This is a genomic window from Agromyces sp. Soil535, assembly GCF_001428255.1.
Taxonomy (GTDB): Bacteria; Actinomycetota; Actinomycetes; order Actinomycetales; family Microbacteriaceae; genus Agromyces.
Window position 1 is genome coordinate 48,019 of sequence record NZ_LMRW01000007.1, and the last position, 15,640, is coordinate 63,658.

The following is a 15,640-nucleotide window of genomic DNA, read 5'->3' on the forward strand; positions in this document are numbered from 1 at the left end:
TTGCACCTCGCGGGACGACGGCGCCCCGGCATCCGTCCACTCCCACGAAAGCAGCACCACCATGACCCTCGTCACCGAACTCACGTCCCGCCGCGCCGACACGACCGCGCCCCTCATCCACCCCCTCGTGGAGCGCTGGAGCCCGCGCGCCTACGACCCGACCGCCGAGGTCTCGACCGACGCGCTCCGCACGATCCTCGAGGCCGCCCGGTGGGCGCCGTCGGCCAACAACGTGCAGCCGTGGCGCTTCATCGTCGCCCGTCGCGGCACCGAGACCTTCCGCACCGTGCACGACGCCCTCATGGGCTTCAACCAGGCGTGGGCCGACTCCGCCGCCGTGCTCATCGTGAACGTCGCCGAGACGGTGGACGCCGAGGGCAAGGCCCGCCCGTGGGCCCGTTACGACCTCGGCCAGGCGGTGGCGCACCTCACGGTGCAGGCGCAGCACGATGGCCTGCACACCCACCAGATGGGCGGCTTCGACGGCGCCAGGATCCACGACGCGTTCGGGCTCGACGCGAGCCTCGAGGTCGTCTCGATCACCGCGATCGGCGTGCTCGGCGACGTCGACGCCCTGCCCGACCCGCTGCGCGAGCGCGAGGTCGCGCCGCGCCTGCGCAAGCCGCTCGAGGAGCTCGTGCTCGTCGGCGAGTAGCGCTCGCCCGCCGCCTACCCGTGCGGGTTGAGGCTGCTGAAGTCCGGCATGCCGTTCACCGCGAGGTGGACGGACACCAGGGTGACGAGCACGACGGCGATGCCGATCGCGATCGCGATGAGGGTGCGGCGCATGAGCGTCTCCGTTCGTTCGGGGGGATCAGAGCGTGGCGAGGGCGACGCTCGGGCGGATGCGGGTCGCGCGACGCGCGGCGAGCGCACTCGCCGCAAGGGCGCCGACGATGCCGACGAGCGTCCAGACGGCGAGCGCGAACGCACTCGCGGTGAACGGCAGCGGCGCAAGGAACGCCTGCCGACCGAAGACCTGGTCGGCAAGCAGCGTCAGCGGAACCGACAACACGGTGGCGAGCAGCACTCCGGCGATCCCGACGAGGATGCTCTCGAGCATGACGATCGAGCGGATGTCGCGGGGCGCCGCTCCGACGACCGCGAGGATCGCGAACTCCCTGGTGCGCTCGGCGACGCTCGTCGTCATGCTCGCGCCGAGTCCGAGGAAGCCGACGACGCCGATGATCCCCGCGATCACGACGAGCGCGGCGATGAGCACCCCGACGTGACCGTCGAGGGCGATCCCCAGGGTGTCGACGGAGTAGGCCTGATCGGTTTCGATCCCCGCGCGGCGCAGCGCTTCGACGGCGGCGTCGACGGTGCGGCTGCGGCTGCCGGCGGAGTGCGACCCTGTGACGATGCGCACGCTCGCCACACCCGGAACGCCGGCGCGTTCGGCGAATGCCTCCGGCGTCGTGTACGCCGCCGCCGGGCTGCCGAAGTCGGCGACGATGCCCACGATCGTCCACTCGGCGGCACGTCCTGCCACGCTGAGTGAGATGCGATCGCCGACGTGTGCGCCTCCGAGCTGCTGCGTCGCGGCGGTCGTCGTCACGACGATGGCGTCGGTGTCGTCGGGGGCGAGCCGTCGCCCGCTCTCCAGCGACGTCTCGGCGAGGGTCGAGTCGATCGGCGGCGCGACCATCACGAAGCTCGCGTGCCCCTCGTCGGGATAGACGCGTGCGACGTCGGCGCGCCCGGCGATGTGCAGCGTCGCCCGAGCCGACCCGTAGGCCTCGACCTCGACGACATCGGGGAGGTCGACGAGGAGGCGCTCGACGGCGCTGCGATCGTGCGGTGCATCGAGGCGCAGGGAGACGTCGTAGTGCCGCCGATCCGTGCCGGTGTCCACGAGCTCGTCCCATCCCGCCGCGGCGTTGACGCCGGCGAGGAACAACGCGCCCGCGATCGCGAGCAGCGCAAGGTTGAGCGCGAGCCGGCCCGGGCGGCGGAGCAGCCCGCCCACCGCCGCCGTCAGGCTGAGGTCACCGCCGACCCGCAGGCGGCGCGGCCCCCCTCGCACGGCGCTCGGGCGCGCCGAGTCGAGTGCCTGGCGCACGGTGATGCGCGTCGTGCGCACGACGGGAACGGCGGCGATGGCGGTCGGGATGCCGATGCCCGACGCGATCGCGGTCGCCAAGACCCATCCCGGCGGCCGCGTGCTGCCGAGGTCGAGGTTGAGGAGCGAGGCTCCGAACCCTGCGATGAGGTTGCCGAGGGCGAACCCGGGCACGAGCGCCAGCAGGGTGGCGATGCCCGCCACGACGAGCGCGATGCCGAGCGTCATCGGGACGAGTTGTGCGGTGCGCGCCCCGATCGCCTTCATGGCACCGATCTGCGGGATCTGCCGCACGAGGGCGCCCGCGAGGAGCGCCGCCGCCAGGATGCTGCTGAGCACGAGTGAGAGCACGCCGAATGCGAGGAACATCGCGCCGAGGGTCTCCATCTGTCCCTGATGGGGGTGCGCGAGCGGCCTCGGGATCTCGACGTGGTCGACGCGGTATCCGCGTGATGCGAGCGCGTCGCGGGCACGCTGTGCGACGTCGTCGATGGCGTTCGCGTCGCCGCTCGGGTGTCCCGCGGCATCCGTGACCAGGATCTTGATCTGATCGAGCGCAACCGTGATGCCCGCCGACTCGAGCAGCGACTCCTCGGCATAGGCGTAGACGGTCTGCTCCTGCTCGGCCGGGGCGACACCGCCGTCGTGTGCGCCACCGGCGACGATGAGCGTGGTCGGGCCGGCAGCGGTGCCCAGCTCGACGGGGTCGCCGGCGCCCACGCCGAGGTACCGCAGTGCGGTGCGTTCGAGCAGCAGGCCCGCGGCATCCGCACCATCCTCGACGCTGACGGTGGCGAAGCGCATCGGGTCGCCGTTCTCGCGCACGAACAGGAGCAGGGAACGCCACGGGCCGTCGCCGGAGCGGATGCGTCCCACGAGCGCTGCGCGCGCGGCGACCCGCTCGGCTCCGGCCACGCCGCCGACAATCTCGAGCGCCTCCTGGTCGAGCGGGTCATCGAGCACGATCGTCGCCGAGGCAGGCTCGGTCGCGCGATAGTTCGACTCGATCGCGCGACCGAGGAGCGCTCGAGCGTCGAGCAGGGCGATCGCGGCCGTCGCGCTCAGCGCGATCGCGACGATCATGAGGGCGACTCGGCCGCGCATCGACAGGATGTCACGGAGCAGCTTCCGCAGCCGCAGGGCGGTCATCACCGCACCCCCGCGAACTGGCGGTCGTCGACGATCGCTCCGTCTTCGAGGCGTACCTCGCGGGTGGCGTGCGCCGAGACATCCCGCTCGTGAGTGACCATGACGACGGTCGTTCCCGACGCGGCGAGTCGGCCGAACTGTGCGAGCACATCCTCCCCCGTCGCCGTGTCGAGATTGCCGGTCGGTTCGTCCGCAAGCAGCACGGGGGGCGAGTTCACCGCGGCGCGGGCGATCGCGGCGCGTTGCTGCTGACCGCCCGAGAGCTCATGCGGGAACTTGTCGGCGTGCTCGGCGATGCCGAGGTCGTCGAGTCGATCGACCGCCAGCCGCCGTCTGGCACGCGGTGGCGTGGTGCGCGCGAAGTCCAAGGGCAGCATCACGTTCTCGGCGACGGTCAACGTCGGCAACAGGTTGAAGAACTGGAAGACGAGCCCGACCGTCCGGCCACGCCATCGCGCGAGTTCGGCGCCGCGGAGCTCGTCGACGCGACGGCCGCCGACGTGCACTTCGCCTTCGTCGGGGGTGTCGATGCCGGCGAGGAGGTTGAGGAGCGTCGTCTTGCCGCTCCCCGACCGACCGACGATCGAGACGAATTCCCCCGCCTCGATGTCGAGGTCGAGCGCGCGGAGCGCAACCGTCTCGCCCGCCGCTGAGGCGTACCTCTTGCCCACACGGCGCAGGCGGATGACGGGTTCAGACGTGGCGAGTCGACCGCTGTCCATTTTCGGGCCTCCGTGGTAGTTTCCGTACATGTTGTTCGGAAACGAGTCTCCAACCGCGCACCGGTCTCGCACCAGCGACAGGCGCCACGGAGTCGTCCGTTATCGCACACCCCACCTCAGGTCGTTCGGGAACGCGCCATGAGCGACGACGATCGCCGTGTGCGCCGCACACGATCTTCGCTGCACTCGGCGTTCCTCGACCTGCTGTCGCAGCGCAGTTACGGTGAGATCACCGTGTCGGAGATCATCGAGCGGGCCGACATCGGTCGATCCACGTTCTACGCGCACTATCGGGACAAGGACGACCTCTTCGCTGATGCGATCGACGTGCTCAGAACCGATCTCACCGTCGGCACCGCCGACGCTGCCCCGGGCACGCTCCGCTTCAGCCGTCCGTTCCTCGAGCATCTCGATGCGAACCGTGCGATCGCGCGCACGACCCTCGCAGCTTCAGCGGAATCGCCGATGCTGCGCGACATCGAGCGGATGCTCGTGAGCCAGGTGCGTGCGGAACTGCGCGGCTGGTCGCCCGCGGCCGACGCCGCGCTGCTGCACTCGGCGGCCGCCGCGACCGTCGGCGCGTTCCTCGCGCTCGTCGAGCAATGGCTCGGAGGCGAGCGGGTGGCCGAGCCCCGGGAGATCGACGCGCTCTTCCAGGGCCTCGTCGTACCGGGACTCACGGTGACGATCGGCGTCTCAGCGGCCTGAAGTGGGGCCCGGGCGCAACAGCACCTTGATCGCGCGCCGCTCGTCCATCGCGGCATAGGCCGCGGCGGCATCGCGGAGCGGGAGCTCGACGTCGAAGACGCGGCCCGGCTGGATCGCTCCGGAGAGCACGTCGGGCAGCAGCTCCTCGATGTAGCCGCGCACGGGCGCGACGCCGCCGTTGACGCCGACGTTGCGGTTGAAGAGCGTGCGCACCGGCAGTTCGGGCGCGCCGTTGGGCGCGCCGACGTACCCGACCATCCCGCCCGGGCGCGTCGAGCGGATCGCCTGGTCCATCGACTCCTTCGTGCCGACGCACTCGAGCACGCGGTCGGCGCCGACGCCGCGGGTGAGCTCCTGCACGGCGGTCACGCCGACGTCGCCGCGCTCGGCCACGATGTACGACGCGCCGAAGTCGCGGGCGAGCGCCTGGCGCTCCGGATGCCGCGACATCGCGATGATCGTCGCCGCCCCGAGCCGCTTCGCCGCGATGATCGCGCAGAGGCCCACGGCGCCGTCGCCGACGACTGCGACGGAGTCCCCGGGACCGACCCCCGCCGCGACCGCGGCGTGGTGGCCGGTGCCCATCACGTCGGAGAGCGACAGCAACCCGGGCACCTGGTCGTCGGACACCGGGCCCGGCACCGCAACGAGCGTGCCGTCGGCGAGGGGAACGCGCACGCGCTCGCCCTGACCGCCGTCGGCGAATGCGCCGAACCGGTCCTCGCCGCCCCACCAGCCGCCGTGCAGGCACGACGTGCTCACGCCGTTGCGGCAGTTGATGCAGGTGTTGTCGCAGACGTAGAACGGCGCGATCACGAAGTCGCCGACGTTGATGCGCTGCACATGGTCGCCGACCGCCTCGACGACCCCGACGAACTCGTGGCCGATGCGGTGCGGTTCGTGCGTGGGTGTCACGCCGCGGTACGGCCAGAGGTCGGAGCCGCAGACGCACGCCGCGACCACCCGCACGATGGCGTCGCCGCCCGTCGAGAGCACGGGGTCGGGTACGGTTTCGACGCGGATGTCACGGGGGGCGTGGATGATCGTCGCAAGCATGCTCCGAGCCTACGCGCGCGGCGGTTGTGCAGCTTTCGAACTCCCGGTCCGCCCGACCTGGGGTGACCTGGCGGATTCCTGAAACTCGCGTCGTCGGCTCTACGCAACTTCCGTCATCACGCGGAGACAAATAATGCGCCTCTCTTGAGAAAATAGATCCCCGTGTTTCCGGGCTAGAATGACGTCGAACGACAAATACTGCTGGATGCTCACGCAAATTGGGGATGCATGATTGACAAGAAGTACACGCTGCCACCGGCCGACTTCGGGTCGGATCTCGTCCGTTATGCCTTTGAGATCGAGCGGCTTCGCGGCGATCTCGGTACAGGAACGACACCAGCCACTACGTTGAACGAGCTTCACGCTCTCTTTCGTGTGGTGATGAGCGTCATCTCTGCGCGCATCGAAGGAAACCACACGACTGTCTACGACGCGTTGAGCGAGTTGAGCCCAGGGTCACGTCCGAGTTCGGCAAGCGCCGACTCCCTTCGCGAGATCATGAACATCCTCAAGGGCATCGATTTCATCGACTCCGTTGACCCGACCACCCCTCTGACCCAGGTCTTCGTCCGGGAACTCCATCGCATCACGGTGAATGGCTTGCGGCGCGAGGGCGACCCGACTCCGGGTGAGTATCGAGTCCGAGAGGTCGGTATCAACCACTCGTCGCACATTCCGCCGTCGCACGTGTACGTCCACGCAGAGATGTCGGAGTTACTCGACTTCGCCAACCAGGACGTGCCGATGCACGAGCAGATGCTGCACGTCGCGATTGCGCATCACCGATTCGTTTGGATCCACCCGTTCAGGAACGGCAACGGTCGCGTGTCACGTCTCCTCACCTACGCAATGCTGCGCCGGAATGGTTTCGACTCCGGCCCGGGTTACCGCACCGTGAACCCTACCGCCGTCTTCGGCAACGATCGTGACGGCTACTACTCCGCGCTCGAAGCGGCGGACGACCTCTCTGGTGATGGAACTCTCAAGTGGTGCGAATTCTTCGTCCGCGGGCTTCGCGACGATCTGGAACGTCTCGTGCAGATGCAGGACTTCGCCTTCGTGAGAGAGGATCTCGTCCATCCCGCTATCAACATGCTCATGGCGAGCGGTGGCGCCACCGCAGTCGAGGGTGCAGCGTTGAAGATCGCGATCACCAAGAACGTCGTGAAAGCGGGGGATCTGGCCTCGGCTCTGCCTGGCACGGCGTCACAGCGCTCAGTCGCGATCAGAGGACTCATTGAGCGAGCCCTCTTGACCCATGATCAGCGCGGCCAGCGTTTCTACCGCGTGTCGCTTGCACGCGGACCGCTTTCGCCGTTCATCGTCCGACGCCTCGACGAGCTCGGCTACCTTCCCCGCATCCTCAAGGAGGATGACGCGGGCGGAAGTGCGCGCTCATCCGGATTGCCTGCGGACTGATCCGCGGGTTACGAGACGGGCGCTGCGCGCCTCCTCAACCCGCAGCGACGCTACACGTGCGGCGCGAACGCCTGCCACGCACGCACGCACGCGTCGAGCGTATTCTCATCACCCCCACCCCCTGAATGAGGGAATCTCGGTTCTCTGCGCATCGGAGTAGCCTGCGCATGAGCGCCGTCCATCCCGAGCGGCGTCAGACCCATTGCGGGGACCCCATGAAACTCACACGAATCGCCGCGGGGGTCGCTGCGGCATCCGCCCTCCTGCTCGCCATGCCGGCTCCGGCGTTCGCAAGCCCGGTGCAGATCATCCCGTGGGAGGATTCCTTCACCGAAGTGCACGAGGTCGGCGAGGAGTTCTGGTGCCCGCCCGACGTCGTCGACTTCGAGGTCACCGAGAGCTTCGAGGGGAGCGGCATCGACCGCATCACCACACAGCGCGACGGCCTCATCCGCTTCGCAGGCACATTCCAGTCGGTGACCACGTACAGCGCGAACGGCAAGAGCTTCGTTATCGATTCCCAGGGGAACTTCCGCGACCACAAGATCGCCGACAACGGCGACGGCACGCTCACGATCTGGTTCAAGGGCTCGGTCCTGTCGACGGCCTGGCTCGACGGGGTGTTCATGTTCCATGACTCCGGGCTCGTCGAGGGCGCGGACCTCATCGATCACAACGGCACGCCGACGAATCCCGATGACGACGAGTTCCTCGGACCGGTCGAGGAAGCCGACGTGCACGGCCGGTTCGACACCGACGGTCGCGATTTCTGCGAGGACATCGCCGAGTTCCTCGGCGAGTGACGCAGCGCCTGCTACACGTGCGGCACGAACTCCTGCCACGCGAGCCGCTTCGCGCGCCGTGGATCGAGTTCGACCCGATCCGCGCGGTCGAAGATGAGCGTGCGGCGCGCGGCGTCGTCGTAGCGGGGCCACTCCGCCCCGGGTGCGCCGGATGCCGCGAATGACGCCCAGTGCCGCTGCATCCGCCGCCCGACCTCGCGGAACATCCGCCGGCCGCCGAGCACGGTGAGCGCGCCGCCGACGAGGGTGTCGGACCGATCGAAGAGCGCGAAGAGCTCGAGCCCGTGGGTGGCGTCGAGGCCGAGGAGCCGGGCGGTGCGCGGCGCCGCGTCGAAGCGGTAGAAGTACACGTCGGCGAAGCGCGAGTGCCGCTCGCCGGCCTTCACGGTCGGGAACCAGAACGTGAAGTCACCGCTGAAGTCGGCGGCCGGCCGTCGCTCGGGCAGCCCCGGATACTGCGCCTTGATCGCCTTGCGCGCCTTCTTCCTGGTGTTCGCGAAGATCGCACGGATCCGCGGCTTCGTCGTCGGCAGGATGTCGATGCGCCCCTCGAACAGCGACCCCTCGCGGTCGTTCGTGCCGATGAGGAGCGGCACGCGGTGCGCCAGCCCGTCGCGGAACGCGTCGAGTGGGCGGTGCGGAAGGAACTCCCCGTCGATCACGGGCGCGAGGGCGATCGTGCCGGGGTATTCGTCGGGCGTGCGGATCGTGAGCGCGGTCGTGGCCTGGGCGAGCACCATGGGGTCGACCGCGCGCAGCATCGCAGCGGCGGCGTCCGTCGACTGGCTGTCCAGGTCGTCGTCGTCGACGATGCCGCTGAGGATCCCCACATACTCGCGCGCCCAGGTCGCCGCGACCTCGGGCAGGTAGACCGCGTTCACGGGCGCGCTCTGCGCGATGGCCCGCGAGAACAGTCCCTCGGCGGCGGGCACGGCCATCAGCGTCGTCACCGAGTTGGCGCCGGCCGACTCGCCGAAGAGCGTCACCCGGCCGGGGTCGCCACCGAACGAGCGGATGTTGCGCTGCACCCACTCGAGCGCCGCCACCTGGTCGCGCAGCCCGAGGTTCACGTTGAACGGATGCCCCTGCGACGAGTACGCGCGGAAGTCGAGCCACCCGAGCGCGCCCAGACGGTAGTTGAGGCTCACGTAGACCACGCCGTACTGCCGCACGAGCCGCTCGCCCTGCCGCGGGTACTCCTGCGCCGACCCGACGCTGTACGCCCCGCCGTGGATGAAGACCATGACGGGGCGGCCGCGCCCCGGAGTATCCGTCACGCCCTCGTCGGGCGCGAGCACGTTGACCGTGAGGCAGTCCTCGCTGCGCGGCAGGTGGTTGGCCGCGCCGATGAACTGTCCCTTGCGGTGCTGCGGCGCCACCGGGCCGAATCGCATCGCATCGAGCACGCCGTCCCAGCCGGGGGCCTGCCGCGGTGCGCGGAAGCGATGCTCTCCCGCCGTCGAGGATGCGTACGGGATGCCACGCCAGACGCGTACGCCGGCGCGACGCATCCCCCGCACGGCACCCGTGTCGACCTCGGCGACGAGGTCTCCGGCGGTGCGGACGCCGTCGCGGAGCAGCATGACGCGAGCATACGCCCCCGGAGTGAACGCGCGGCTGGCGGGAATTCGCCCGATGTAGACGCGCGTCTACAACGGTGGAATGATGAAGCGATGCAGACCATCACCTCCCGCGAACTCAAGCAGAACCCGAACGAGGTTTACCGGCGCGTGCTCGCGAGCGGTGAGGAACATCTCATCACCTCCCACGGCCGCAGCGTCGGGGTCAAGCTGGTTCCCGACTCCCCGGGTCCGCGGCAGTGGGTTCCGGCATCCGAACTCCGCGCCGCCTTGCCGCGCCTCCCAAGGCAGAATGTCGAGGAACTTCTTCGCGATCTCGATGCGTTGCGCGATACCGAGCCGCTGCGCGATCCGTGGGACGACGTCGAGTGATCCTCCTCGACACGAACGTGCTCATCGACCTGCCGAGCGACGAGCGGGTCGATGGTGAGGCCCTCGGTGCCAGCATCCTCAGCCGGGCAGAGCTCGAGTTCGGCATCAAGACCGCGCGGAACGACTCGATCGGCCTCGCCCGCGCGGAGTACCTGGCCGCACTCGACAACTTGATCGAGTGGCTTCCGTTCGATATCGGCGCGTCCCGGGCATACGGATACCTCGCCGCCGCAATGCACCGCGACGGCGCCAAGGTGCGCACCCGCAAGACCGACACCTTCATCGCCGCGCAGGCGTACCACCTCGGCGTCCCACTCCTCACGCGCAACACCCCGGACTTCGCGCCGATCAGTCACCTCGTGCGCATCGTCGATCCCGGCCCCGCGGGCGGATGAGGGGCGGCGGTCGCAGGGCGACGCAGTTCGAGCGCGGGCACGAGGTGTCGATACGCACCTTCCGCGCTATGCGACCGATCCGTGGTGCCACGCATGTGCTGCGGGCCCGATGCGGCATAGCGTCCGAGGTGATGCACGCCCGTGCACGCACACGATCAGGGGGGATCCGATGAAGCGCACAACACTCCCCGCCGCGGTCGCGGCGACGTCCGCCGTCCTGCTGCTCGGCACGGCCGCTCCAGCGGTCGCTGAGGGGCCGCCCGTGATCGACCACTTCGTCGAGGTCGAGGACTTCATCGCGCAGGAGCGGTTCCCCGAGTGGTGCGCCGGCGTCGTCCAGTTCGACGTGGCGTACCACGCCGAAACCGTCGGCACCTTCCACTTCGGGCAGCGCGGCAGCGGACTCTGGTACGGCGGGTCCTCGTATCAGCGCACCGAGGTCTACACCAACGTCGAGAACGCGAAGACCTACACGTTCGTGTTCCGTGGCAGCGAACAGGATGCCAAGGTGGTCGACAACGGCGACGGCACACTCACCCTCACGATCAAGTCCGTCGGCAGCGAGGAGTACTTCGGGCCCGACGGCACGAGTCTGTTCCACGACCGCGGCCAATACTCGTTCGGGTTCCTGGTCGATCACGGCGGCACACCCGATGACCCGTCCGACGACACCGACGTGGCCGACGGATTCCTCGGGTTCGGTCCGGAGCACGGCCGCTTCGACACCCACGACCGCGACTTTTGCGCCGACATCGTCGAGTTCCTCAGCTGACGGCCGCGACGCGGCATCCGCTCACCCGATTCGGATGCCGCGCCGGCGCGCCTACTCGATGATCTCGGCGTCGATGACCTCTCTCTCGGTGAGCAATGTCGGTGGTGTCCGACAGGATGTTGCAGTGATCGGCATCAGAAGCTTTTGGAGCGCGCTCCCCACCGAAGGCCGTTGGCTGCTGTCCACGGTTGCGATCCAGACGCTCGGCCGGGGGCTGACCCTGCCGTTCACGATCATCTACCTGCACGAGGTGCGCGGCTTCGACCTCGGGCTGTCCGGCGCGCTGATGAGCCTGATCGCGATCGTCGGGCTGATCGTCACCGGTCCGGGCGGCACGCTCATCGACCGCTTCGGCGCGCGGGCCGTGCTGATCGCCGGGCTGATCGCGATGATCGCCGGCTGCACGCTGCTCGCGTTCGCGACCCATCCCGCGGTCGCGGCCGTCGCTCTGGTGCTGATCGGCGTGAACTTCGGCGTCTCCTGGCCCGGGTTCAACGCCCTCATCGCGGCGGTGGTCACGGGCGACCTCCGGCAGCAGTACTTCGGCGTCAACTTCGCACTCGTCAACCTCGGGATCGGCATCGGCGGCATCCTCGGCGGGTTCTACGTCGATGTCGATTCGCCCGACACGTTCACCGCGATCTTCCTCGTCGACGCCGCCTGCAGCCTGATCCCGATGGCGCTGCTGCTCGGGCCGCTCCGTCACGTGCGCACCCAGTCCGAGCCGTCCGACGACGCGCCGTCATCCGGCGGCTACCGCGAGATCCTCCGGCAGCCGGCGGTCCTGTGGCTCACCCTGCTGACCTTCCTCGCGATGTTCATCGGCTACGGCCAGATGGAGGCCGGGTTCCCGGCCTACGCGCGGCAGGTGGCCGAGGTGTCGACTCGCGTGATCGGCCTCGCATTCGCAGTCAACACGGCAGTGATCGTGCTCCTGCAGTTCACCGTGTTGCGGCGCATCAGCGGCCGGCGGCGTACCCGCGTGATGATGGTGATGGCCGCGGTGTGGGCGTGCTCATGGCTGATCCTGGGCGCCGCTGGACTCCTGCCCAACACGCTGGCGGCCGCGATCGGCGTCCTGGCGTTCATGGGCGTGTTCGCGTTCGGTGAGACCCTGCTGCAACCGACGGTGCCCGCGGTGTACAACGACCTCGCCTCCGACCACAACCGCGGCCGCTACAACGCCATCAACTCGGCGGCGTTCCAGGGTGGTGCGATCACCGGGCCGATCGCCGCCGGGTTGCTGCTCGACCAGGGCCTGCAGGTGTTGTACATCGTCATCATGGTCGTCGGCTGCGTCGGCATCGGCATGCTCGCTGCTGTACTCGAACGCCGCATCCCGGCGAGTGCGAATGGTGTGCCCGAGCCCGAGCACGAGCCCGTCAGCGACTGACGCCGCGCGCTACAGCTCGTCGTCGATGATCTCGGCGTCGATGACCTCATCGTCGCCATCGTCCGGTTCGCCGCCCGCTGCCACCGGCACGTCGGCGCGGGACACGGTGAGCGACTCGCCGTCGGACGCGAGGTCGACGACGACCGAGTCGCCGTCGTGGATCTCGCCGGCGAGCAGCGCCCGGGCGAGCTTGTCGTCGATCTCGTGCTGCATGAGGCGGCGCAGCGGCCGCGCGCCGTAGAGCGGGTCGTAGCCGCGCTCGGCGAGCCAGGCCCGCGCATCGGGAGTGACGCCGAGCTCCAGCCGACGATCGTGCAGCCGCACCGAGAGCCGGTCGATGTAGAGGTTGACGATCTCGGCGAGCTCTTCCTCCGACAGCGCCGAGAACACCACGATGTCGTCGAGCCGGTTCACGAACTCCGGCTTGAACGCCTGCCGGACCATCTGCAGCACGCCCTGCTCCTTCTCCTCCCAGCTCAGGCCGGGATCGATCAGGTACTGCGAGCCGAGGTTCGACGTGAGGATGAGGATGACGTTGCGGAAGTCGACCGTGCGACCCTGCCCATCGGTGAGGCGGCCGTCGTCGAGCACCTGCAGCAGCACGTCGAACACCTCGGGGTGTGCCTTCTCGATCTCGTCGAGCAGGATCACGGAGTATGGGCGACGACGCACGGCCTCGGTGAGCTGCCCGCCCTGCTCGTAGCCGATGTACCCCGGAGGGGCGCCGACGAGCCGTGAGACCGAGAACTTCTCGCCGTACTCCGACATGTCGATGCGCACCATCGCGTGGTCGTCATCGAAGAGGAACTCGGCGAGCGCCTTCGCGAGCTCGGTCTTGCCGACGCCCGTCGGGCCGAGGAACAGGAACGAGCCCGTCGGCCGGTTCGGGTCGCTGAGGCCGGCACGCGAGCGGCGCACGGCGTCGCCGACGGCCGCGACCGCGCGCTTCTGCCCGATGATCCGCCTGCCGAGCTCGGTCTCGAGGTTCATCAGCTTCTCGGTCTCGCCCTGCATGAGCTTGCCGACCGGGATGCCGGTCCACGCCGAGATCACCGCGGCGATGTCCTCCTCGGTGACCTGCTCGTTCACCATGCGCGGCTCGTCGGTGGCGTCCTCGGCCTGCTCGGCCTCGGCGAGGTCGCGCTCGAGCCGCTTGATCGTCTCGTACTCGAGGCGCGATGCCTTCTCGTAGTCGGCCTCGCGCATGGCACGGTCGCGTTCGGTGAGGGCCTCGTCGAGCTTCTTCTTGAGGTCGCCCACCCGGTTGAGCCCCTGGCGCTCCCGCGCCCATCGCGCCTCGAGCTCGGCGAGCTCTCGCTCCTTCCCGGACAATGTCTCGCGGAGCTTCGCGAGGCGCTCCTTCGACGCCTCGTCCTTCTCCTTCTTGAGCGCGAGCTCCTCGAGCTTCAGGCGGTCGACCTCGCGCTTCAGCTGGTCGATCTCGACGGGGCTCGAGTCGATCTCCATCTTCAGCCGCGACATGGCCTCGTCGATGAGGTCGATCGCCTTGTCGGGCAGTTGCCGCGCCGTGATGTAGCGGTGCGAGAGCGATGCCGCGGCGACGAGCGCGGCATCCGTGATGGTGACCCCGTGGTGGGCCTCGTAGCGACCCTTGAGCCCGCGGAGGATCGCGATGGTGTCCTCCACCGAGGGCTCGCCGACATACACCTGCTGGAATCGGCGCTCGAGCGCGGCGTCCTTCTCGATGTACTCGCGGTACTCGTTGAGGGTCGTGGCACCGATGAGGTGCAGCTCGCCGCGGGCGAGCATCGGCTTCAGCATGTTGGATGCCGCAACCGATCCCTCGCCGCCGCCCGCACCCATGAGCAGGTGCAGCTCATCGACGAAGGTGATGATGCCGCCCTCGGCCTCGTTGATCTCCTTGAGCACGGCCTTCAGGCGCTCCTCGAACTGGCCACGGTACATGGCGCCCGCGACGAGCGCGGAGATGTCGAGCGCGACGAGCTGCTTGTCCTTGAGCGATTCGGCCACGTCGCCGGCGACGATGCGCTGGGCGAGGCCCTCGACCACCGCCGTCTTGCCGACGCCGGGCTCGCCGATGAGCACGGGGTTGTTCTTCGTACGTCGCGTGAGCACCTGGCTGACCCGCCGGATCTCGGCGTCGCGCCCGATCACCGGGTCGAGCTTGCCCTGCCGGGCGAGGTCGGTGAGATTCACGCCGAACTGTTCGAGCGCCGACTGCTGCTCCTCCTGCGAGCTCGGCGCGCCCTGCATGTTGGCCACGGTCGCTTCCCTTCTCAGACTTGAGTCTAGTAGGCTCAAGTCTGGCGAGAGAGTCAAAATTCCGGCGAGCCCGCCGGAAGTCGCCCGTTCTTCACGCTAGCCCCGGATGCACCGGGCCCGCCACCGCCGAACCGCCCGCCACCCGTCGTTCACCTCACCGATAGCGGATCCACAGCCGCCTCAAGGGTGGGCGCGGCAGGCTCGGAATCACAAGCCCCCGACCGACAGGATTCCATGTGAAGCGCCGCACCATCGTCACCATCTCGATCATCGCCGGCGTCGTCCTCCTCGGCGGCACGGCCGCCGTCGCGGGGCCGATCGTGTACCGCGACCTGATCGTGGGTGAGGCGGAGGCGGCGCCCACCGTGACGGCCGCGCCGAGCGCCTCGGCGTCGACGATCGATGCCGCCGAGCTGTCGGGCTCCTGGGTCGTCGCCGACGGCTCCTTTGCCGGCTACCGGGTCGACGAGGTGCTGAACGACACGGATGTCACGGTCGTGGGCCGCACCGAGGAGGTGACGGGCTCGTTCACGGTCGACGACCTCACACTCACCGCCGCCGAGATCACGGTCGACCTCGCCTCGATCACCACGGACTCGACCGCGCGCGACGGGTACTTCCGCGACAACGCGCTGCGGGTCTCGGAGTACCCGACCGCCACGTTCGTCCTCACCGGCCCCGTGACCGCGGCATCCGCGCCCGCCGTCGGCGAGGTGCAGACGCTCACCGCCACGGGCGATCTCACCATCGCCGGCGTCACCCGCACGATGACGGTGGAGCTCGAGGCCGTGCTGAACGACGGCAGTGGCCAGATCGCCGGCAGCATCCCGGTCACGTTCGCGGACTTCGGCGTGGAAGCGCCGAGCCTCGGGTTCGTCTCGGTGGAACCCGAGGGGTTCGTGGAGTTCTCGCTCGTAATCGCCCCCGCCTGACGCCGACGATCCGCGGCGGAATGCAGGCCGGGG

At 69.1% G+C, this 15,640-nt stretch carries 14 protein-coding genes; 9 read left to right on the forward strand and 5 right to left on the reverse strand.

The window, feature by feature from the left end; translation table 11 throughout:
- Positions 1-61: 61 nt before the first annotated feature.
- A complete protein-coding gene (locus ASG80_RS07610; protein WP_056729575.1) occupies positions 62-655 on the forward strand; it encodes a nitroreductase family protein in 594 nt (197 codons plus the stop codon).
- 159 nt (positions 656-814) lie between these two features.
- Here ASG80_RS07610 and ASG80_RS07615 read toward each other — a convergent pair whose 3' ends face one another.
- Positions 815-3,211, reverse strand: coding sequence for an FtsX-like permease family protein (locus tag ASG80_RS07615; protein WP_056729576.1), 2,397 nt, complete (start codon positions 3,209-3,211; stop codon positions 815-817).
- The gene (locus ASG80_RS07620; RefSeq protein ID WP_056729577.1) at positions 3,211-3,933 is read right to left on the reverse strand and encodes an ABC transporter ATP-binding protein; all 723 of its coding nucleotides are present in this window, start codon (positions 3,931-3,933) and stop codon (positions 3,211-3,213) included. Before ASG80_RS07620 ends, ASG80_RS07615 begins: the two co-directional genes overlap by 1 nt.
- A 138-nt stretch (positions 3,934-4,071) precedes the next feature.
- Between ASG80_RS07620 and ASG80_RS07625 the strand changes: the two genes are divergently transcribed.
- Positions 4,072-4,641: a TetR/AcrR family transcriptional regulator gene (locus tag ASG80_RS07625; RefSeq protein ID WP_056729578.1), complete on the forward strand. Its 570-nt coding sequence runs from the start codon at positions 4,072-4,074 to the stop codon at positions 4,639-4,641.
- Here the strand turns inward: ASG80_RS07625 and ASG80_RS07630 are convergent.
- Complete coding sequence (locus tag ASG80_RS07630) at positions 4,630-5,697, reverse strand: zinc-dependent alcohol dehydrogenase family protein (protein WP_056729579.1); 1,068 nt, start codon at positions 5,695-5,697, stop codon at positions 4,630-4,632. The genes ASG80_RS07625 and ASG80_RS07630 overlap by 12 nt on opposite strands.
- Positions 5,698-5,925: 228 nt before the next feature.
- Between ASG80_RS07630 and ASG80_RS07635 the strand changes: the two genes are divergently transcribed.
- Complete coding sequence (locus ASG80_RS07635) at positions 5,926-7,116, forward strand: Fic family protein (protein WP_082589903.1); 1,191 nt, start codon at positions 5,926-5,928, stop codon at positions 7,114-7,116.
- 215 nt (positions 7,117-7,331) lie between these two features.
- The gene (locus ASG80_RS07640) at positions 7,332-7,919 is read left to right on the forward strand and encodes a hypothetical protein (RefSeq protein WP_056729581.1); all 588 of its coding nucleotides are present in this window, start codon (positions 7,332-7,334) and stop codon (positions 7,917-7,919) included.
- Between the two features lie 11 nt (positions 7,920-7,930).
- On the opposite strand, the gene ASG80_RS07645 is transcribed toward ASG80_RS07640, so the two are convergent.
- A complete protein-coding gene (locus ASG80_RS07645) occupies positions 7,931-9,502 on the reverse strand; it encodes a carboxylesterase/lipase family protein (protein ID WP_056729582.1) in 1,572 nt (523 codons plus the stop codon).
- 90 nt (positions 9,503-9,592) lie between these two features.
- On the opposite strand from ASG80_RS07645, the gene ASG80_RS23890 reads away from it, so the two are divergent.
- The 4 genes from ASG80_RS23890 to ASG80_RS07665 all read left to right on the forward strand — a co-directional run bounded on the left by ASG80_RS23890 (position 9,593) and on the right by ASG80_RS07665 (position 12,431).
- Positions 9,593-9,871 (forward strand): type II toxin-antitoxin system Phd/YefM family antitoxin, encoded by a 279-nt coding sequence (locus ASG80_RS23890; protein WP_056729583.1) that lies wholly within the window; start codon positions 9,593-9,595, stop codon positions 9,869-9,871.
- Positions 9,853-10,266 carry a PIN domain-containing protein gene (locus tag ASG80_RS07655; RefSeq protein ID WP_235508227.1) on the forward strand — a complete coding sequence of 138 codons (414 nt, stop codon included), beginning with the start codon at positions 9,853-9,855 and terminating at the stop codon, positions 10,264-10,266. Before ASG80_RS23890 ends, ASG80_RS07655 begins: the two co-directional genes overlap by 19 nt.
- A 169-nt stretch (positions 10,267-10,435) precedes the next feature.
- Positions 10,436-11,038, forward strand: coding sequence for a hypothetical protein (locus ASG80_RS07660; RefSeq protein ID WP_056729585.1), 603 nt, complete (start codon positions 10,436-10,438; stop codon positions 11,036-11,038).
- 124 nt (positions 11,039-11,162) lie between these two features.
- Positions 11,163-12,431, forward strand: coding sequence for an MFS transporter (locus ASG80_RS07665; protein WP_235508228.1), 1,269 nt, complete (start codon positions 11,163-11,165; stop codon positions 12,429-12,431).
- A gap of 9 nt (positions 12,432-12,440) precedes the next feature.
- Here the strand turns inward: ASG80_RS07665 and ASG80_RS07670 are convergent, their stop codons facing one another.
- The gene (locus ASG80_RS07670) at positions 12,441-14,666 is read right to left on the reverse strand and encodes an ATP-dependent Clp protease ATP-binding subunit (RefSeq protein WP_082589928.1); all 2,226 of its coding nucleotides are present in this window, start codon (positions 14,664-14,666) and stop codon (positions 12,441-12,443) included.
- 245 nt (positions 14,667-14,911) lie between these two features.
- Here ASG80_RS07670 and ASG80_RS07675 point away from each other — a divergent pair, with 245 nt between their 5' ends.
- Positions 14,912-15,607, forward strand: a complete 696-nt coding sequence (locus ASG80_RS07675; protein ID WP_056729586.1) for a YceI family protein — start codon at positions 14,912-14,914, stop codon at positions 15,605-15,607.
- Positions 15,608-15,640: the final 33 nt, after the last annotated feature.